General features: G+C 51.2%; 19 protein-coding genes. 5 read left to right on the forward strand and 14 right to left on the reverse strand.

The window, feature by feature from the left end; genetic code table 11:
- Positions 1 to 7: 7 nt before the first annotated feature.
- From G4V39_RS05635 to G4V39_RS05695, 13 genes are all read right to left on the reverse strand, one after another.
- Complete coding sequence (locus G4V39_RS05635; protein ID WP_166031992.1) at positions 8 to 976, reverse strand: bifunctional UDP-N-acetylglucosamine diphosphorylase/glucosamine-1-phosphate N-acetyltransferase GlmU; 969 nt, start codon at positions 974 to 976, stop codon at positions 8 to 10.
- 117 nt (positions 977 to 1,093) lie between these two features.
- Entirely contained in the window at positions 1,094 to 1,519 is a 426-nt protein-coding gene (locus tag G4V39_RS05640) for a F0F1 ATP synthase subunit epsilon (protein WP_166031993.1), read from the reverse strand.
- Positions 1,520 to 1,524: 5 nt separating this feature from the next.
- Positions 1,525 to 2,946, reverse strand: a complete 1,422-nt coding sequence (gene atpD, locus G4V39_RS05645) for a F0F1 ATP synthase subunit beta (protein WP_166031994.1) — start codon at positions 2,944 to 2,946, stop codon at positions 1,525 to 1,527.
- A 41-nt stretch (positions 2,947 to 2,987) separates the two neighbouring features.
- The gene (gene atpG, locus G4V39_RS05650) at positions 2,988 to 3,866 is read right to left on the reverse strand and encodes an ATP synthase F1 subunit gamma (protein WP_166031995.1); all 879 of its coding nucleotides are present in this window, start codon (positions 3,864 to 3,866) and stop codon (positions 2,988 to 2,990) included.
- A gap of 12 nt (positions 3,867 to 3,878) precedes the next feature.
- Positions 3,879 to 5,405, reverse strand: a complete 1,527-nt coding sequence (gene atpA, locus G4V39_RS05655) for a F0F1 ATP synthase subunit alpha (protein ID WP_166031996.1) — start codon at positions 5,403 to 5,405, stop codon at positions 3,879 to 3,881.
- Positions 5,402 to 5,956, reverse strand: coding sequence for an ATP synthase F1 subunit delta (atpH, locus tag G4V39_RS05660; protein ID WP_166031997.1), 555 nt, complete (start codon positions 5,954 to 5,956; stop codon positions 5,402 to 5,404). The genes atpA and atpH overlap by 4 nt, the downstream gene beginning before the upstream one ends.
- Complete coding sequence (gene atpF, locus G4V39_RS05665) at positions 5,953 to 6,687, reverse strand: F0F1 ATP synthase subunit B (protein WP_166031998.1); 735 nt, start codon at positions 6,685 to 6,687, stop codon at positions 5,953 to 5,955. Before atpF ends, atpH begins: the two co-directional genes overlap by 4 nt.
- Positions 6,687 to 7,112 carry a F0F1 ATP synthase subunit B family protein gene (locus G4V39_RS05670; RefSeq protein ID WP_166031999.1) on the reverse strand — a complete coding sequence of 142 codons (426 nt, stop codon included), beginning with the start codon at positions 7,110 to 7,112 and terminating at the stop codon, positions 6,687 to 6,689. The genes atpF and G4V39_RS05670 overlap by 1 nt, the downstream gene beginning before the upstream one ends.
- Positions 7,113 to 7,239: 127 nt before the next feature.
- Positions 7,240 to 8,340 (reverse strand): rod shape-determining protein RodA, encoded by a 1,101-nt coding sequence (gene rodA / locus G4V39_RS05675; protein ID WP_166032000.1) that lies wholly within the window; start codon positions 8,338 to 8,340, stop codon positions 7,240 to 7,242.
- Positions 8,330 to 10,201: a penicillin-binding protein 2 gene (gene mrdA, locus G4V39_RS05680; protein ID WP_166032001.1), complete on the reverse strand. Its 1,872-nt coding sequence runs from the start codon at positions 10,199 to 10,201 to the stop codon at positions 8,330 to 8,332. The genes rodA and mrdA overlap by 11 nt, the downstream gene beginning before the upstream one ends.
- Before the next feature lie 2 nt (positions 10,202 to 10,203).
- The gene (gene mreD / locus G4V39_RS05685; RefSeq protein ID WP_166032002.1) at positions 10,204 to 10,728 is read right to left on the reverse strand and encodes a rod shape-determining protein MreD; all 525 of its coding nucleotides are present in this window, start codon (positions 10,726 to 10,728) and stop codon (positions 10,204 to 10,206) included.
- The gene (gene mreC / locus G4V39_RS05690) at positions 10,706 to 11,425 is read right to left on the reverse strand and encodes a rod shape-determining protein MreC (protein WP_220126053.1); all 720 of its coding nucleotides are present in this window, start codon (positions 11,423 to 11,425) and stop codon (positions 10,706 to 10,708) included. Before mreC ends, mreD begins: the two co-directional genes overlap by 23 nt.
- Positions 11,426 to 11,564: 139 nt before the next feature.
- Positions 11,565 to 12,596, reverse strand: a complete 1,032-nt coding sequence (locus G4V39_RS05695; protein ID WP_166032004.1) for a rod shape-determining protein — start codon at positions 12,594 to 12,596, stop codon at positions 11,565 to 11,567.
- Between the two features lie 168 nt (positions 12,597 to 12,764).
- On the opposite strand from G4V39_RS05695, the gene amrB reads away from it, so the two are divergent.
- From amrB to G4V39_RS05720, 5 genes are all read left to right on the forward strand, one after another.
- On the forward strand, positions 12,765 to 13,580 hold the full coding sequence (gene amrB, locus G4V39_RS05700) for an AmmeMemoRadiSam system protein B (RefSeq protein ID WP_246169622.1): 816 nt from the start codon (positions 12,765 to 12,767) through the stop codon (positions 13,578 to 13,580).
- A gap of 5 nt (positions 13,581 to 13,585) precedes the next feature.
- On the forward strand, positions 13,586 to 14,989 hold the full coding sequence (gene gltX, locus G4V39_RS05705) for a glutamate--tRNA ligase (protein ID WP_166032005.1): 1,404 nt from the start codon (positions 13,586 to 13,588) through the stop codon (positions 14,987 to 14,989).
- A 239-nt stretch (positions 14,990 to 15,228) separates the two neighbouring features.
- The gene (locus tag G4V39_RS05710; protein ID WP_166032006.1) at positions 15,229 to 17,412 is read left to right on the forward strand and encodes a bifunctional alpha,alpha-trehalose-phosphate synthase (UDP-forming)/trehalose-phosphatase; all 2,184 of its coding nucleotides are present in this window, start codon (positions 15,229 to 15,231) and stop codon (positions 17,410 to 17,412) included.
- Positions 17,402 to 18,082 (forward strand): DUF5752 family protein, encoded by a 681-nt coding sequence (locus G4V39_RS05715; protein WP_166032007.1) that lies wholly within the window; start codon positions 17,402 to 17,404, stop codon positions 18,080 to 18,082. Before G4V39_RS05710 ends, G4V39_RS05715 begins: the two co-directional genes overlap by 11 nt.
- The gene (locus G4V39_RS05720; protein ID WP_166032008.1) at positions 18,079 to 19,326 is read left to right on the forward strand and encodes a glycosyltransferase; all 1,248 of its coding nucleotides are present in this window, start codon (positions 18,079 to 18,081) and stop codon (positions 19,324 to 19,326) included. The genes G4V39_RS05715 and G4V39_RS05720 overlap by 4 nt, the downstream gene beginning before the upstream one ends.
- A 2-nt stretch (positions 19,327 to 19,328) precedes the next feature.
- On the opposite strand, the gene yihA is transcribed toward G4V39_RS05720, so the two are convergent.
- The gene (gene yihA / locus G4V39_RS05725) at positions 19,329 to 19,910 is read right to left on the reverse strand and encodes a ribosome biogenesis GTP-binding protein YihA/YsxC (protein ID WP_166032009.1); all 582 of its coding nucleotides are present in this window, start codon (positions 19,908 to 19,910) and stop codon (positions 19,329 to 19,331) included.
- Positions 19,911 to 20,005: the final 95 nt, after the last annotated feature.

Genomic DNA, 20,005 nt, shown 5'->3' on the forward strand with positions numbered 1-20,005 from the left:
GGCCTCCTTAGCAGAGACTTGAATCGGGGCCGATGAGGATAGCTCCCGGACAAACCCTGGTCCCTTCTGGTACCAGAGCATCAATAAGAATGGCTCCCGGACCAATCTCAGCCCCTCGATGGATAACTGTCTGACCTCGAAGAACAGCGCCAGGCCAGATAGTCACATCATCTTCTATAGCTACAGAAGGCTCAAGATAAATGGTCTCGGGCATTTTAAGGGTTACCCCTTCTTTCATTAATCTTTCTCTCAAACGCTGGAGAAGAATATTCTCCACATGAGCTAATTGCCGACGATCGTTAACCCCTAACATCTCATCAGGATCCCGAAGTTGAACTGTAGCCATCGGGAAACCATTGCTTGCCGCCCAGGCAACGATATCGGTAAGATAATATTCTCCCTGAGCGTTTTCAGGACGAAGGCTCTCCAGGGCCTTTCTTAAGAAGTCTCTATCAGCGATATAGACCCCGGCATTCACCTCTTTAACCTTCTTCTCTAAAGTGGAGGCATCCTTTTCTTCAACTATAGTTTGCGGCCCCCCGGTAGCATCCCTAATTATCCGACCATAACCTGTTGGATCTGCCAGTTCTGCGGTAAGGAAAGAGAGACTGGCTCTGCTTCTAAGGTGCTCTTCAAAAAGAAGACCCAAGGTGTTTGCGGACAGAAGGGGGGTGTCCCCACAGGTAATAAGGACTCTGTCAGCCTCAAGGGAATCCAGAGCTATCTGAACGGCATGTCCTGTCCCTAACTGCTCAGATTGATGGACAAAGGTCAAACTTTGATCGGCAAAGGCCTTTTCAACCTCTGAGGCTTTATGCCCCACCACAACCACCACCTGACAAGGATTAAGACTTTTGACGGCATCCAAGATATAGGCCAGCATAGGTTGCCCCAAGATCTCATGCAGCACTTTCGGACGTTGAGATTTCATTCTTGTTCCTTTACCAGCAGCCAGGATAAGGGCACAAAGATCCATCAGGGCTGACCTCCCGATCTCAAGGGATTCAGAAGACAAGTCTGGCCCCTAAAAACAAAAAAGGCAAGCCTTAAGGCTTGCCTTTTAATCTCTATGTAGCCTCAGATTTATTCTTTTCTAATGATGACCTCTGGCATGTTCGACCACTTTTAACCGGGTAAGAGCCCTTTGGAGAGCCGCCTGGGCCCGAGCCATATCTATCCTCTCTCTTTTGGCTGCCGCTTCCTGGAGACGCCTTTCGGCTCGCTCCTTGGCCCTCATAGCCCGCTCAACGTCTATCTCATGGGCCTTTTCTGCTGCTTCAGCTAAAAAGGTAATTTTATTCTTTGAGACCTCGCAAAACCCCCCACTAATAGCCACATACTCCTCATGCCCATCTTTTCGATAGCGTAGTTCACCAATTTTGATAGTAGCTACCATGGGAGCATGGTTGGCCAAGACCCCAAATTCACCCGCTACCCCCGGGGCAGTGACAATATCAACCTCCTCAGAGACTACCAATCTACTGGGAGTGACTATTTCCAAAAGGATCTTGTTTGGCATGAGAGCTAGCCTCCTGCCGCCATCTTCTGAGCCTTCTCGACAGCCTCCTCAATGGTTCCAACCATGTAGAAGGCCTGCTCTGGCAAGTCGTCATGTTTACCGTCTAGGATCTCCTTAAAGCCACGCACTGTATCTTCAATCTTTACATAACGCCCCGGGGTCCCGGTAAACTGTTCCGCTACGTGGAAGGGCTGAGAAAGAAAACGCTGGATCTTTCGAGCCCGCCCCACGATAAGCTTGTCTTCATCCGAGAGCTCGTCCATTCCCAAAATGGCGATAATATCCTGAAGGTCTTTATAGCGCTGAAGAACCTGCTGGACTCCTCGAGCCACCTGATAATGTTCCTCACCCAAAACATTGGGATCAAGAATTCGGGACATAGAATCCAGAGGATCCACCGCTGGGTATATTCCCAACTCAGCTATTTGACGCGAAAGAACCACTGTTCCGTCAAGATGAGCAAAAGTGGTGGCTGGAGCCGGGTCAGTAAGGTCGTCAGCCGGCACATAAACACACTGAACCGAAGTAATAGACCCCTTAGTGGTTGAAGTGATCCGTTCCTGAAGCTCACCAAGGTCTGTAGCCAAAGTTGGCTGGTAACCGACAGCCGAAGGAATACGACCTAGTAGAGCCGAAACCTCAGAACCCGCCTGGGTAAAACGAAAGATGTTGTCGATGAAAAGAAGCACGTCCTGTCCCTGCTCGTCTCGGAAATACTCAGCCACGGTAACGCCGGTAAGAGCCACCCGGGCCCGGGCTCCTGGAGGCTCATTCATCTGACCATAGACCAGGGCGGCCTTGGAGATAACCCCCGAGTGCTTCATTTCCAGATAAAGGTCATTACCCTCACGGGTCCGCTCTCCTACACCACAAAAGACCGAAATACCACCATGCTCCATGGCGATATTATGGATCATTTCCATCATGACCACTGTCTTGCCGACACCGGCCCCACCGAAAGTCCCCATCTTTCCACCCCGGGGGAAGGGGACCAAGAGATCAAGAACCTTGATACCGGTTTCCAGAACCTTAATGGTCACATCCTGATCAGTAAAAGCCGGAGCCGGACGATGAATAGGATAGGTCTCCTTGGCCTCAATCGGACCCGCTTCATCCACAGGATCTCCAACAACATTCATAATCCGCCCCAAGGTGGCCTCTCCCACCGGCACCCGAATAGGAGAACCAGTGGCCCGAGCCTTCATTCCCCGCTGCAAACCATCAGTGGTGTCCATGGCGATGGTTCGAACCATATTATCTCCGAGGTGCTGAGCCACCTCCAGGGTAAGGTTCTCCTCCCGATCATCGATGGCCGGATTGGTAACCTTAATGGCCTCAAGGATGGCTGGAACCTTGCCCGGCGGAAACTCAACATCCACAACCGGCCCCATAACCTGAACTATTTTGCCGTAGTTGGCTTCACTCATATCTATCCCTTCCTCCTTAAAAGGTCAGTATTCTATTGTTGTTACCCCTTAAGGGCCTCGGCGCCTCCCACGATATCCATGAGTTCTTTAGTAATGGAGGCCTGACGAGTCTTATTAAAGAGCAACGTCAGGCTATGGACCATATCGCCGCACGCCCGATTAGCGTTATCCATCGCCGTCATTCTAGCTGCCTGCTCGCTGGCCGCCGTCTCCAACATTCCCCTAAAAACTTGAGTATTCACATACATGGGCAGAAGCTGCTGAAAAATCTCCTCGGCAGAGGGCTCATAGATATAAGCCGCTTCCCCGCCCGCAGTAGTCTCCCCCTCTTGCTCAATGGTAATAGGAAGAAGCTTTTCTGTCTTGGGGATTTGACGAACCACATTAATAAATAGACCATATATGATATAGACCTCATCGGTCTTGGCCTCAATGAAGTCATTCATGACTTCTCGGGCTATCTCACGAGCATTAAAAATCTCAAAACGGGCCATAATATCCCGATAATCTTTACGCATATTGAAGGGAGACTTACGGAAGTAATCTGCCCCCTTCCGGCCCACACAGACCATGGAAACCTCTTTGCCTTCGGCCTGAAGAGAACGAGCAAACTTTTCCGCCGCGGTTATAAGATTGGTATTGAAGGCCCCGCACAGCCCTCGATCCGCGGTAATAAGAAGGATCTCCACCCGCTTGGGCTCTCTGACCTGCATCAGAGGAAACTGGGCTGGATCAATAGCCCCCGAGGCCGCCAGATCGGTAATTACCTCCCGAAACTTGGTGGCATAGGGACGAAACTTTTCCATACGGGCCTGGGCTGTACGGAGCTTAGCCGCGGCAACCATGTTCATGGCCCGGGTAATCTGCCCGATTTTTTTAACGGCATCAATTTTGCGCCGAATATCTCTTAAGTTAGGCATCGCTCCCCACCCTTAAGACAGGCCATGGGCCTGCTTAAACTGCTGATTGAACTCATTAAGCATATTTTTCATCTTTTCTTCCAGCTCAGGGCTGATCTCTTTCTTCTCGGCAATCTCCTTGAAGACATCAGGATATTTGCTCTCGACAAATTCATAGAGCTCCCTCTCATAATCCTGGAGCACTTCCACCGGCAACTCATCCAGAAAACCACGGGTACCAGCAAAAAGGATACAAACCTGTTTCTCTAAAGGCAGAGGCTGATATTGAGGCTGCTTGAGAATTTCTGTAAGCCTCATACCCCGATTCAGCTGAGCCTGAGTGGCCTTATCAAGCTCGGAACCAAACTGGGCAAAGGCGGCCAGCTCTCGATACTGCGCCAGATCCAGACGGAGCCGACCAGCGACCTGCTTCATCGCCTTTACCTGGGCGGCACCACCCACTCGGGAGACCGAAAGACCAACGTTGATGGCCGGCCGGATACCAGCAAAAAAGAGACTGGGCTCAAGATACACCTGACCATCAGTAATAGAAATAACATTAGTGGGAATATAGGCGGAGACGTCTCCCTGGAGAGTCTCAATAATGGGCAAGGCCGTAAGGCTGCCACCCCCCTTGCTCTCGTGCATTTTAGCCGCCCGCTCCAGGAGACGAGAGTGGTTATAGAAAATATCTCCCGGGAAGGCCTCTCGTCCGGGAGGACGCCGCAGAAGGAGAGACACCTCTCGATAGGCATTGGCCTGCTTGGAAAGATCATCGTAGATGATCAAGGCATGGCGGCCAGAGTCACGAAAATACTCACCCATGGCGCAACCAGCATAAGGAGCAATAAACTGAAGGGTCGCCGGATCCGAAGCACAGGCGGCCACCACGGTAGTATATTCCATGGCTCCATAGCGGCGGAGCACCTCCACCACCTGGGCCACAGTGGACTTCTTTTGTCCTACGGCAACATAAATACAATAGATGTCACTGTCCTTCTGGTTAATAATGGCATCCACACAGATGGCGGTTTTACCCGTCTGACGGTCACCAATAATGAGCTCACGCTGGCCACGCCCAATAGGAGTCATGGCATCAATGGCCTTGATACCCGTATACATGGGCTCATGCACTGGCCGGCGAGCAATAATCCCCGGGGCCTTAACCTCGATACGCCGGAAGTCTTTGGCCTCAATAGGGCCCTTCCCATCTAGCGGACGCCCCAGAGGATCAACCACACGCCCCAAAACCGCTTCACCCACCGGGACCTCAGCGATTCGGCCAGTCCGCTTGCAAAGATCCCCCTCTTTAATATGGTGAGCCTCTCCCATAATGGGGACACCAACATTATCCAGCTCCAAGTTAAGCGCGATCCCCATCTCACCGCCAGGAAACTCAATAAGCTCCATAGCCTGGCAGTTACGCAAGCCATAGACGCGGGCGATTCCATCACCCACGGAAATAACAACCCCCATCTCATTCAGGTCAACTTTCTTTTCGTACTCCTCGATCTGCTTTTTTATGAGATCACTAATTTCCGAAGCTTTAATCTGAGTCATGAGGCCACCTCACCCCTTCTTATGGATTCTTTAAATTTTTCTAACTGGGCCCGAATACTACCATCCAGAACCAAATCACCTATTCGGGCCACCACCCCTCCTATAATTGAGGGATCTACTTCCATCTCTACAATAACCTTCTGACCGGTCACCTTCTCCAGAGCCTCAGCCAACTTTTGCTGATCTTCCGGCGAAAGCTCAATGGCCGCCACCACTTTGGCCCGACTAATCCCCAGCTCTTCATCCAAAAGCTCCTGATAGGCCTCCGCAATCTGGGCAATGTGGTGAATGCGACGTTTTTCCACCAAGAGACGGAGAAACTTGGCCACCGCGTCAATGATGCTCAAGGCCTTGATAAGCTCCTCGACAATCTGGAGCTTTAAGTCCGGCGGAAAGACAGGGTTTTCCAGGGCCTCCATAATATCCGGGGCCTCCCGCAAAAAGGCGGCCAAGCGATCAAGCTCCTGGCCGTACTCCTTAAACTGGCCGTCTTCCTTGCCAACAGCAAAAAGACCTCGAGCGTATTTGAGGGCTATTACTTTGCGCGTCAATGTACCTGCACCACCTTTTCAATAAATTCGCCCACAAGGCGTTTCTGATCTTCAGGGGTAATATTTTTCTTGATGATGTCTTCCGCCATCTTGACCGCCAAATCGGCCACTTCTTCACGAAGCTGCTGACGGGCCTTTTCCAGCTCCTGCTGGACGTAAAACTCAGCTTGTTGCTTTATCCGCTCCGCCGTCTCTTTAGCCTCGGCAATAATGCGGGCCTTCTCTTTCTCCCCCTGCTCAACAAAAGCCTCCATTATCTGCCGGGCCTCCTCCTCAAGACCGGAGAGACGCTGCTCGTACTCACGATAGCGGGCCTCAGCCTCCCGACGTTTGGCCTCCAGCTCCTCAAGACGACCCTCAATAGACTCCCGCCGCTCCCGAAACATTTGAGAAACAGGGGCCTTTCCAAACTTCACTAAAATAAAAACCAGGAGGACAAAATTAACTGTCCACCAGATGAGATTACGAATCTGGGAAGGAGTTACTCCGTGATGCTCACCCTCACCATGGGCCGCCTCACCATGGGCTGCTGCCGCATGATCGCTGCCCCCACCAGCCATCTCAGACTCTCCCTGAGGGTGAGAGGCATGCCCGGCCTCAGCCTGATAGGTTGCCTCATGCCCACCGGTGGCATGCTCCTCCACCGCCAGAGCTGACCCCAAACCCAAAAAAGAAAGACCAAACACCAAAAAAACAATTACCAGCCAAACTGGAGGCCTTATGGATTTCATTAAATGCTCCTCCCCAAGAGCTTCTGAGCTATCTGAGCCGCAAAACCCTCCACCTGCTCCCGCAGGGCCTTTCTAACCCCTTCTATCTCTTTCATTACTTGAGAAAGCAGCTCACTCTTTCTGGCCTCAGCCTCCTTGGTAGCCGCCTCCAATATAGACTTTTCCTCCTGCTTGGCCTGAAGCTTCAGCTCCTCTCGCTTTTTCCCCGCCTCCATTCGAGCCTCAGCCAGCCGCCGATTATAGTTCTCCAAAAGCTGCTCAGCGCTCTCTGTAAAACGCTGAATATCCTGCTCCAGGCCAGCAAAGTGCTCTTCCCGCTCTCTGAGGATACGCAAAATGGGCTTAATGAGGATGGCATTAAGAATGAAGGTGAGAATAAGAATTTTTACAATCTGTACCCATAAAGTTATATCAAGTGATATCATTCTTAACCTCTCGATCTAGCGTAAATCTCTCCATTTACTGAATGGTCATTCATGCTTTGGAGCTTCTACATCATTTTAAAATCGGTGTCAACGGCTTTTTTCCCGTCATTTTGACAGCTTTTTGTGACTATTGGAACATGAATCGACGCATCCGGATGTTGAGCAGCAATCCAATACCAATCATGGTGGTAAGCACAGAGGACCCTCCGTAACTAAAAAGCGGCAGGGGGATCCCCACCACCGGCATCATCCCCACCACCATGGCAATGTTGATTACCGCCTGCCAGAAGATCATGGCCACTATTCCAAAGGCCAAAAAACTACCAAAACGTTCCTTTGATCGGGCCGCGATGGAAAGCCCTCTAATGAGTAAGAGCAGGTAAAGACCAATAACGCCAACAGCTCCCAGAAAGCCCCATTCCTCAGCAAAAACAGAGAAAGCAAAATCAGTGTGCCTTTCAGGGAGGAAATTAAGGCGGCTCTGAGTGCCGGAGAGGTAGCCCCTTCCAAACATTCCTCCCGAACCGACGGCTATCTTGGATTGAATAACGTGATATCCACTACCTAAGGGATCAAGTTCGGGACGGAGAAAGATTTCTATGCGACGACGCTGATATGGCTTGAGGTTAAGCCAAAGAATGGGCAGAGAAAGCAGGGTTCCCAAGGCCATGGAGATCAAAACTGGCCAGCGAATACGGATCAGGAGCAGCATTGAGGCGTAAATCAAAAAAAGAAGACCAGCGGTTCCTAGATCTGGCTCCTCCATGATAAGAAGAGCAGGGACTAACACCAAAATAGTAGGGAAGATAAGATCCTTTAAACCATAACCTTCCGCCGGATCCCGCCGGTAGAAATAGCTGGCAAGGGCAATCACCGTGGCCAGCTTAGCAAACTCAGAGGGCTGAACATTAGCAAACCCCAGAGACAGCCAGCGTCGCCCTCCCCCTACCTCCTTGCCAATAAAAAGCACCAGCACCAGGCTAACCAGACAAACAATATATAAAATGGGAGCCCACTTATAGAACCAGCGATAGTCAACAAGAAGAAGCAAAAACATAAAAAAGAGACCAATGATATACCAGTTAAGTTGTTTAAGATAGAAAATACCGCCTCCCTTCGTCAGAGTGGCAGAGGCACTGTAGAGATTGACCACTCCCAAAGCCATAATGACCAGAACTATAGCCAGAAGAATCCAGTCAAAATGGGAAAGGTATCTTCTATCGAACATAGGCAATTTTTATCCCTTTTGGTGAGGGAAGAGGTCTTTTCTTTTGAAAATAGGCCTCAAGGATCTTTTTCACCAGCGGAGCCGCCACACTTCCTCCATGCCCCCCATGCTCCACCAAGACAACCACCGCCACCTCCGGATCATCTGCCGGAGCATAGGCGGCAAACCAAGCGTGGTCGCGATACTCATAGGGAAGCTCTTCCGTTTTGAGTCTCTTTTTCCCCATACGGATCACCTGAGCTGTCCCTGTCTTGCCGGCCAGCAAAATGTCTTTCATTTTGGCGGCCGTCCCGGTCCCCTCCTCTACAACCCCTATCAGGGCTCGCCTGATGCGAGAAAGGGTCTCCCGGGAAAGCCCTAGGCGACCATTTTCTTCAACACTTACCCTGGTCACCTCCAGGCCATCGGGGTCAAGGATCCGCTGCAGATAAAGTGGTCGATATAAATGACCACCATTAGCCACGGCAGCCACCATTCGGACTATCTGAAGAGGGGTAACCAAGGTATAGCCCTGCCCAATAGCCATTATGAGGCTTTCTCCCTCATGCCATCTCTCACCAAAACGGCGTCTCTTCCAGGCGGTATCAGGGACAAGGCCAGACTTTTCTGAGAAGAGTTTGATTCCTGTTTTTTTCCCGAAACCAAAGGACCGGGCATATCGGGCCATAACATCGGCCCCCAAAATTTCCCCCAGATGGTAAAAATAGACATCACAGGACTCAACTAAGGCCTCCTCTATATTTACCCAGCCATGCCCGCCGGCCTTCCAGCAGCGAAATACCCGACGACCAAAACGGTAATATCCAGGGCAGAAGACCTTTAGGTCAGCAGATACGGCTCCTTCTTCCAGGGCCGCCGCCATGGAGACGATTTTAAAAATGGATCCTGGCGAATAAGTTCCCTGAATAGCCTTGTTCTCTAAAGGACGTCGGGGATCGTTGATCAACTTCTGCCATTCTGAATGGCTTAAACCATAGGATATCTTCTCCAGATCAAAGGTGGGACTGCTGGCCAAGGCCAGAAGCCGCCCATTTTTGACATCCATGACTATGGCTGCCCCGGCTTGATTATCTAAGACCTCCTGGGCCACCTTTTGAAGATCAAGATCCACCGAAAGAATCAAGGTATTCCCCGGCCGGGGAGGAATCTCCCGGATTACCTGAATAATCCTTCCATGGGCATCGACTTCCACCCGTCGCTCCCCTTCCTCCCCATGAAGAATCTTCTCAAAGGCCCTCTCTATCCCCGTCCGACCAATGCGATCTCCGGGACGATACTTCTCAAATCGAGGATCACGGAGTTCTTTGGCACTTACCTCTCCCAGGTACCCAATAAGGTGGGCCGCCGTATTGCGATGAGGATAATATCTTTTGGGCTCCACCTCGATGAAGATTCCAGGCAACTTATAGCGACGGGCCTCGATGCGGGCCACAGTCTGCCGGTCAAGATCACGGGCCAGGATCAGGGGGTGAAAGGGAGAACGTTTTTTCTGGGCCAGGAGACTCTGACGAAATATCTCTTCGTCTATCCCTGTAATTCGAGAAAGCTCCTCCAGGAGCCCCTCCATATCTTTTACGTCTTCAGGAATGACCGAAAGATTAAAACAAGGTCTTACCCCGGCCAGCAATCGTCCCTCCCGGTCTAAAATGTTGCCTCGAGGAGGGGAAATAAGAACCCGGCGAATCCTGTTCTCTTCGGCCTTAAGGCGATATTCATGGCCATGAAGAATTTGCAAAAACCACAACCTGACCACCAGCACAGAAAAGAAAACCAAGACCAAGCCGTAGGCCAAGTTAAATCGGGTTCTCAAGGCCCCATTGTCCGACTCTTCAAAGCGTCGAAGGTTAAAGGAAGACCTCATCTCTAGATCTCTTCCCCCAGACCAAACCGTTGCCGAAGTCTTCTAAAAAAGAACCAAAAAGGCGGGAAAAGCAGGGCCAAAACCAGGGCTTGATAAAGAAGACGCCCCCAGAGCCCCTCTCCCACCTCGCCGGCATAGATAAAGCGGATAAAAAAGACAACCAAGCCCTCAAGCAGGAGGGCCATCCAGAAGGTAAGTAATATTCCCTCCAGAGCCCGCCGAAAAAGGAACTTGGCCTGAAGAGACCTAACCAGAAAGAAGCCCAAGGGATAAACCATAATATGGGGGCCAAGAAAGTAGCCAGAAAAGGTATCCATAAGGAGCCCCCAAGATCCAGCAAGTAGGACTCCCGCTGCCCCTCCCAAATCAAAGAGAGCTATTACGGTAATGAGCAAGAGATAAAGATCTACTCTCAGCCAGGAAAATCGGGCCAGAATTGTAAGGGAAACAACCAGAATCAGCCCTCCAATAAGGAAGACCACTCCCGAAAAATAAAGCTCCCCCTTAGAATCCCTTTTGATTCGCAAGTCCGGTTCTCCGAAGAATGACCAAGACTTCTTCTATATCTTCAAGATTAATGGCTGGCCTGACCTCAACCCTCTGAAATAGACCCTCCTGACGTTCTGGCAAAACTCGATATACCGTACCCACGAGAAGTCCTTTAGGGAATATGCCGTCAAGGCCTGAAGTGATTAAAAGATCTCCCTCCCGAACATCGGCTTCCATGCTTACATACTCCAGGCTGCAGACCTCGGATCCTCTACCTCGCAGGATTCCCCGGGCCCGAGAACGCTGAACAATAACATCAACCGCACTGTTAGGATCAGTGATGAGCATTACCTTGGCGTACTTGGGAGTCACCCCCAAGATTTGACCAACCACCCCTCCAACTGTAACCACTGCCATGCCCTCCTCCAGCCCTTCGTCAGACCCCAAATCGATGATCAGGCTTCTGAACCACATAGAGGGATCCCGACCCACCACCTGAGCCGCAAGAGTGGCATAGGGAAGTTTTTCTTTGAGCCTCAAAAGCTTCTTGAGGCGGGCATTGGCGATGAGGGCTTCCCGGTACTCTACCAATCGGGCCTTAAGGAGGGCATTTTCCTTCTTAAGTGCCTCGTTCTCCTGGTGGGTATGGACCAAAAAAACATAGGAGTCTAGAAGTTTTTTGGCCCCGGAAATTCCTTGAGAGACAAACTTCTCTGCCGGGGCAAAAATCTCCACTAGGATTTTCTGGGCAAGACTAAACCTTGGCCCCTGTTCGACGCTAAGACCGATCAGGGCAAAAACTAGGGTAGCTGCTGCGCCTAAAAATAGCCATCTGGCCCATCTGGCCCAAAAGGATCGTCCACGCACTTATAGGCTACTGGATCATGATTTCTCTTAAGACATGGATATTATCAAGGGTCTTGCCGGAACCAAGGACCACCGAAGAGAGGGGATCATCGGCAATGATTACCGGGAGGGAGGTCTCCTGCCTAATGAGCTTGTCCAGGTTCCGCAAAAGGGCTCCTCCGCCGGTAAGAACAATGCCCTTATCTACTATATCGGCCGCCAGTTCTGGCGGGGTCTGCTCCAAGGCCACCTTAACCGTCTCCAAGATTGTTTCTACTTGCTCCTTAATAGCCTCTCTCACCTCACCGGCATCTATAGTGATAGTCTTTGGAACACCGGTAACCAGATCGCGTCCCTTGATGTCCATGGTTTCAAAGGGTTCCTCGGGGAGGACATTACCAATGGTAATTTTAATATTTTCAGCGGTGTGTTCACCAATTAGCAGATTATACTTGCGTTTGATGTACTGAAGAATGGCCTCGTCCATCTTATCACCGGCCACCCGTACCGACTTGCTATAGACGATTCCCGCCAGAGAAATAACAGCCACCTCGGTGGTCCCCCCTCCGATATCCACCACCATGTTGGCTGTGGGCTCAGTTATGGGTAAACCAGCACCTATGGCCGCCGCCATGGGCTCCTCAATGAGATAAACCTCTCTGGCCCCGGCGCTTTCTGCACTTTCCTTCACGGCTCGTTTCTCTACCTGGGTAATCCCCGAAGGGACACTAATGACTATCCGGGGGCGCACCAGGGTGCGGCGATTGTGAACCTTGCGGATAAAGTAGCGAAGCATGGCCTCAGTGACCTCAAAGTCGGCAATGACCCCGTCTTTCATTGGACGGATGGCCACTATGTTGCCCGGAGTCTTACCTAACATCATCTTGGCCTCTTTGCCTACGGCCAAGACTTTATTGTTGCGGCCATCCTTTTTTACCGCTACCACTGAAGGTTCCCGAAGCACTATACCCTTACCCTTGACATAAACCAGGGTGTTAGCCGTCCCGAGATCAATGGCCATATCTGTGGAAAGCCAACCAAAAAGAGAATCAAGGATCATCGTTGATTACCACCTACCCACCGGATTGAGGCCCGGCTATGAGTTTTCATAAAATATTATCGCTTAAAAGCGCAGGTAAGTTACCAGATGCACCTTGCCCTGACAAGGATTAAACCCCATTTTTCAGGGAAGGGAAGCCTCTGATCGTTTCAGAGTGGGGGTGAGAGAATGAAAAAATCTCTGGTTCGGCATCCGGCTGTAGCTGGCCAGTTTTATCCGGCAGATCCTCTGGCTTTAAGACGAATGGTGGAGTCCTATTTGGATCCTCAGGCTCCGAAAACCCAGGCCCGGATGGCTATCTGCCCTCATGCCGGATACATATACTCTGGCCCGGTGGCCGGTGCCGTATATTCTCGTCTTCTCATCCCAGAAGAGGTTATTATTCTGGGGCCAAATCACCACGGCCTGGGAGAACCGGCGGCCATCATGCCTGCCGGGGCATGGGAGATGCCCTTTGGGCCGGTAGAGATCAGTGCCCCCCTGGCCGAGCTTATTTTGGATGAAAGCCAGATTCTCTCCGAAGACCACCAGGCCCATCTTTATGAACATTCTTTAGAGGTTCAGGTTCCCTTTCTTCAGTATCTTCGTCCGGAGGTTAAGATAGTTCCCATCTGTCTTTCCTGGCTTCGTTACAATGAATGTGAAGAGATAGGCCTGGCCTTGGCTAGGGCGATCAGGGCCTGGGGACGACCGACCCTCATTGTATCCAGCACCGACATGACCCACTATGAATCCCAGGAGATGGCCAAGGTTAAAGACTCCCTGGCCCTTGAACGAATACTTGCCCTTGACCCCCGAGGTCTGTTAGAAACAGTGGCGACCAACAGGATATCTATGTGCGGAGTGATCCCCACAACCGTTGGTCTTATTGCAGCCAGGGCCTTAGGGGCCCAAAAGGCCGAGTTGGTCCGCTATGCCACTTCAGGGGATATAACCGGTGACTACTCTCAGGTAGTCGGTTATGCTGGTTTAATTGTGGAGTAACACATATGAACATAAAGACTCGCTTTCCGCCTAGCCCTACAGGTCATCTTCACATTGGGGGGGCCAGAACGGCCCTTTTTAATTGGCTCTTTGCCCGACACCATGGGGGGAAGTTTGTCCTCCGATTTGAGGATACGGATCAGGAGCGTTCACGCCCCGAATATGCCCAGGCCATTCTCGAAGCCATGAAATGGCTAGGGCTTGACTGGGATGAGGGGCCCTACTACCAGAGCCAGCGGTTTGATCTCTACCGTCAGTACATTGACCAGCTCCTGGAGGAAGGCCAGGCCTACTGGTGTCAGTGTAGCCCTGAAGAGCTGGAGGCCAAGAGGAAAAAGGCCTTAGAAAGGGGCCAAAAGCCCAAATACGACGGAACTTGCCGAAGACTGGGGCTGGGACCAGGGCCCGGGCGGGTAGTCCGCTTTAAGATTCCTCCCACCGGGAGCACTGTGGTCGATGATCTCATCCGGGGGCCGGTAGCCTTTGATCATCAAGAGCTGGACGACTTTATCATCCTTCGCTCAGATGGTGTCCCTACCTATCATTTTGCGGTCGTCATAGATGACCTGACTATGGAAATCACCCATGTGATTCGGGGGGATGATCATCTCAATAACACTCCCAAGCATATCCTTCTCTTTAAGGCCTTAGGGGCCCAGCCCCCCAAATTTGCCCACGTGCCCATGATCTTAGGCCCAGATCGGACGCGTTTGTCCAAACGCCATGGAGCCATGAGTGTGCTTGCCTACCGCGATGAAGGCTACCTTCCCCAAGCGTTAATCAACTATTTGGTTCGGCTGGGGTGGTCATATGGAGATCAGGAGATTTTCAGTCTTCAGGAACTCATCGAAAAGTTCAGCCTGGAAAACATAGGCCGCTCAGCGGCGGTCTTCAATCCAGAAAAGCTTCTCTGGCTAAATGCCCACTATATAAAATCGGAATCTCCAGAGACTCTAGCCTCACTGGTTCGACCTTTTCTGGCCCGTCTAGGGGTGGAAAATGTTGATGAAGGCTATCTGCGACGAGCCATCGAAACAGTCCAAACCCGAGCCAAAACCCTGGCAGAGATGGCCGAGATGCTCCTTTTTTATTTTAAGGAGCCGGATTATGATCCCAAAGCGGCCCAAAAATTCTTAAAGCCCGAGGTCTTGCCTGCCCTAGAACGGCTAGCCGGAGAGCTCAAGGAGCTGCCAGAATTCTCCAATGAGGAGCTCCTGGAGAAGCTTTTCCGAGGGCTAGCGGAAGAGATGGGGCTTAAGCTAAAAAATATCGCCCAACCGGTAAGGGTGGCCCTTACCGGGAAGACTGTCTCTCCAGGGCTTTTTGAGATTATTTCCCTTCTAGGTAAAGAACGAGTCATATCCAGACTTAAGAGGGCTATAGAGTTCATCAAATCCAAGGAGGCCTAAGGTGAATTTAGGAGATTTGGGGGTAGTGTTAGCCGTTTTTGTCATTTGGTTAGGACTTAACCGGATCATTCTTCCCCGGCTGGGGGTGCCCACTTGAGCTGCCCCTAGCTGTGAGATCGGGTCCCGATCCAGAAAAAAGAAAAAATCAAAATAAAACTGGTATCTAAGGCTAATGACAGCTATGATTCCGGCGTGAGGTGGGCTTGTGAGAAACCTGATTTGCTGTCAGGATATGCAAGATGCCTTCTCGATTGATCATTGTTGCCAATCGATTACCAGTTACCGTAAGCAAACAGGAAAAACGCTTGGTCTTTCACTCCAGTGCCGGAGGGCTAGCCACCGGGCTGGGATCCTTCTATCGCCAGAAAAATGGGCTCTGGTTGGGGTGGCCGGGGCTCTCTAGTGAGAGTGCCAGGGGTTACGAAGAAGAGATCAGAGAGCGACTGGCTCAAGAATCTTGCCGCCCCATCTTTCTTACCAAACGTCAGGTCGAGTATTATTATTATGGCTTCAGCAATCGTATTCTCTGGCCGCTGTTTCATTACTTTCTTCAGTACGTAAACTTTGAAAAGCGTTTCTGGGATAGCTACCGTCAGGTAAATCGGCTCTTCTGTGAAGCTGTTCTCAACGAAGCCACCGAAGAAGACATCATCTGGGTCCATGACTATCAGCTTCTTTTATTGCCCGGCCTCTTAAGGCGCCATCTTCCTCGGGCCACCATTGGATTTTTTCTTCATATTCCCTTTCCCTCTTTTGAGATCATCCGCACCCTTCCCTGGCGAGAAGAAATACTGGAGGGTATGCTAGGGGCCGATCTTATTGGCTTCCACACCTATGATTACGCCCGGCATTTTTTGAGTTGTGTCCGCCGTATCCTGGGCAAGGACCACAGTCTGGGGTTGGTTCATGTATCCAACCGGGTGGCCAAAGTGGACACCTTTCCTATGGGAATAGACTATGAACGATTTGCCGGCTCACCGGAGCTAAAGGAGGTTCAGGCTGAAATTCGCCGTCTTCGTCGCCGAATCGGCGACCGTAAAGTGATCCTCTCTGTAGATCGTCTGGATTACACCAAGGGTATCCCCCAGCGCCTGGCGGCCTTTGATCTGTTTTTAGAACGCTATCCCCGCTATCGGGAAAAAGTCATTCTTGTCCTGGTTGGGGTTCCCTCCCGAACTAAAGTAGAACATTACATCCAGCTAAAACGAGAGGTTGATGAATTAATTGGCCGCATAAACGGCCGTCATGGCACCTTGGGCTGGACCCCTATTTGGTATCTTTACCGCTCCCTGTCTTTTCCCACCTTGGTCGCCCTTTACCATTTAGCTGAAGTAGCCCTGGTTACCCCCTTGAGAGACGGGATGAATCTCATCGCCAAGGAGTTTGTGGCCACCAAGACTACCGATCGAGGAGTTCTTATTCTCAGTGAAATGGCCGGAGCTGCCAGGGAGATGGGTGAAGCCATAATCGTTAACCCCTTTAACATCCAAGAGGTGGCCAACTCCTTGGCCTTAGCCCTAGAAATGGATGAAGACGAACAGGCCGACCGCCTAAGGAGGCTTAAAGAACGCCTTAGGCGATATGATATCTATCGCTGGACAGGGGAATTCATGGACCGACTAAACCACCTCCAGGAGATGCAACATCAGCGAGAAGCCCGTAAGCTCTCACCAGAGACCAGGAAGAATCTCATTCAAGACTATCTTAAGGCCAAGGAGCGACTTTTCTTCTTGGATTACGATGGAACTTTAGTTTCCTTCTCCGGCCGACCAGAGCTAGCCAAACCGGATGGAGAGCTTAAAAAGATTCTCGCCGAGTTGGCCGATAAAAACAACAGAGTGGTCATCATTAGTGGCCGTGATCGCCAGACCATGGAAAGCTGGTTAGGCAATTTACCTATAGACTTGGTAGCCGAACACGGAGTCTGGTTCAAAGAGGGGGGTGGGGAATGGGAAATGATCGAACCCCTCAAGCAGGACTGGAAAGAAACTATAAGACCCATTTTGGAGCTCTACATGGACCGGACTCCTGGCTCACTCATCGAGGAGAAGGAATTCTCGTTGGTTTGGCACTACAGGATGTCGGACCCAGAGCTGGGGAGTCTGCGAGCCCGGGAGCTCAAAGATGCTCTGGTCAACTTGACAGAGAATTTCAACCTTATGGTGCTTGAGGGTAATAAGGTTATCGAGGTCAAACCGGCCAACATTAATAAAGGCCGGGCCGCCCTGCGGTGGCTGGTCCCCAAGGCCTGGGATTTCATATTGGCCATGGGAGACGACTGGACTGATGAAGACCTCTTCGATGTCCTTCCAGATTGGGCCTATTCCATCAAGATCGGCCTTGAGCCTTCCAGGGCCAGGTTTAACCTGGAATCCTCTCGGGAGGCCCGAAGACTCCTTAAGGAGTTAGCCCATGCCCAATGATGAAGTTGTAGTTGACTATCCCTTTTTGATTAAGGACTGCGCTCTGGTGTCTATCTCCACCGGAGAAAAGTCCCATTCCTTGGCGGAACTTCTCGACGATTTAAGACGGGTTCATTCTGGTTGTCTATATCACCACTTCTGGGGGCGTCTTTTGCGCCCCAGTTTTGAGCACCCAGAATATCACAACGACTTTGCCGCCTGGGCCTATCGAGCTCTCCATGATCAAATCCTGGCTGAACGCCTAAATATTATCGACCCTCAGGACTATCCCGATCTTGAAGCCCTGCGGCAGGAGCTCATTGATACCATTGAAGAACGGATGGATGAAACCGAATACACTCCCTGGCTTAAGGCCGAAACTCCGTTTTACTTCGTCCGAAGCCAGATTGTCGTCTTAGACACCCACCGTCAGCTAACAAGTCCGGAGGAGCTTCCGGAGGCTGTCTTAGGGATGTCTTCGGGAAGTATCTTTTATCACTTCATAGATGCCCGCCGCCGGACTTCAGAAGGCACCGATGACTTTCGGGCCTGGATGACGGCCTTTGGCCCGGAATATCAGGATCTCATTCGTCAACTGGCAGCCATTGATCCCTACTTTGTCACCCTAACCGAGCTTCGCCAGCAACTATATGAAGTCTTCAGAGACTTCTTTTCTGGGAGGTCGTTGTGACCGAAGAGATTCTGGCCCGCTATCAGCAAATAGCCGGAACAGACGTTGTTGACCAGCTAAAACAACTGGCAGGGGCCCTCAAGGGAGCCCGAGTGGTTCACGTCAACTCCACCCGCTATGGCGGCGGAGTGGCCGAGATCCTTCATAGCCTTACCGCCATTAAGGAGGCCCTGGGGCTTGAAATACGCTGGGAGGTAATCAGTGGAGATGAAAACTTCTTCCGGGTTACCAAGGCCATGCACAATGCCCTTCAGGGTTTCCCTCAAGATATTAGCGAAAGCGCCCTTCGGGTCCATCAGGAAATAAACGCCCAGCAGGCCGAAATCCTCCGGCCTGTCCTTGAAGACGCAGATTTCGTCTTCATCCACGATCCGCAACCGGCTCCTCTGATTGAATTTTTCCCTCATCGGCGGGGGAAATGGGTCTGGCGGTGCCATATTGATCTCTCGCGACCTCACCGGCCGGTATGGCGCTATCTGAGAGATATCGTCTCCAAATACGAGGCGACTATTTTCTCCATGCCTGATTTCACCCAGCCTCTACCAAATCTGCAATACATCATTCCCCCAAGCATAGACCCCTTAACCCTCAAGAACCAGGATCTTCCCCAAGAAGAGGTGGATAAGATCTTTGATCGTTTTAAGCTTACCAGGGAAAAGCCCCTTGTCGTTCAGGTGTCGCGGTTTGACCGCTTTAAGGATCCTCTCGGAGTCATCCGGGCTGTTCGCCTGGCCAGAAAGTTCACCCCTGTCCAGCTCGTCTTGGCCGGCGGAGGGGCGGCGGATGATCCCGAAGGGGAGATTGTTCTCAAAGAGGTCAAGGCGGCCGCATTGGATGATCCGGACATCCGCATTCTTTTCCTTCCCCCTGACGAACACCTGACTATAAACGCCCTCCAGCGAGCTGCCGACGTTGTCATGCAGAAGTCCATCAAGGAGGGGTTTGGTCTCACTGTCACCGAAGCCATGTGGAAGGGCAAGCCGGTAATCGGTGGAGACACCGGAGGGATAAGATCCCAAGTGGTCAACCACCATACTGGCTTTCTGGTCAGAACCCCGGAAGGAGCGGCGCTCAGGATTCGATATCTTCTTTCCTATCCGGAACGCCGTCTGGAGATGGGCCGCAAGGCCAGACAATTCGTCAGGGATAACTTTCTCATCACCCGACACGTAAGGGACTACCTCTCTTTGATGTTGGCCCTTTTGCGCGGGACGGAAGAGCGTATCGAATTAACCGCTGAGTAGGTCTATCCTCTCTTAGCAAAAATCCTTCGCCGGAGGGCGTCTATCCCCTCTCCTGTCCGACAGGAGGTGAGATAGACATCTTCTGGAGAAAGCCCAAAGACCTCAAGATATTTTTTCTGGGCCCGGGCCCGTTCAGAGCGATTAACTTTATCAATTTTATTGAGGGCCACGACAAAAGGGCGTCCTGCCGCCCAAAGATATTCAATGAGGGCCAGATCAAGTTCGTCGGGTTCTCGCCTTATGTCAAAGATGGTCAAAACCAACAGCAGGCTTTCTCTTTCGGAAAGGTATCCCTCAACAAGCCTCTTCCAGGCCAGCCTCTCTCTTAGGGGCCCCTTCGCAAAACCGTAGCCAGGAAGATCCACCAGATAAAGGCGATCATCAATATTAAAAAAGTTTAGGGAGCGAGTGCGTCCAGGGGTAGAACTTACTCTGGCCACGGCCCGTCTTTTAAGAAGACGATTTATCAAGGAAGATTTCCCCACATTCGAACGACCAGCCACGGCAATCTCCGGGAAACGCTCCCCCGGGAGCTCAGTAAGACGGCTTACGGCCCGGAAAAAAACGATTTTTTTGAATTTCATGAGATGAATTTTACCACTGAATACGAAATATCTCTTCTTCTGCCGCTCGGAGTCTGTTAAGTTTCTGGCCGTCACCCATAAGATATGCTAAAAGG

This window comes from Thermosulfuriphilus ammonigenes, from assembly GCF_011207455.1.
Classification (GTDB): Bacteria; Desulfobacterota; Thermodesulfobacteria; order Thermodesulfobacteriales; family ST65; genus Thermosulfuriphilus; species Thermosulfuriphilus ammonigenes.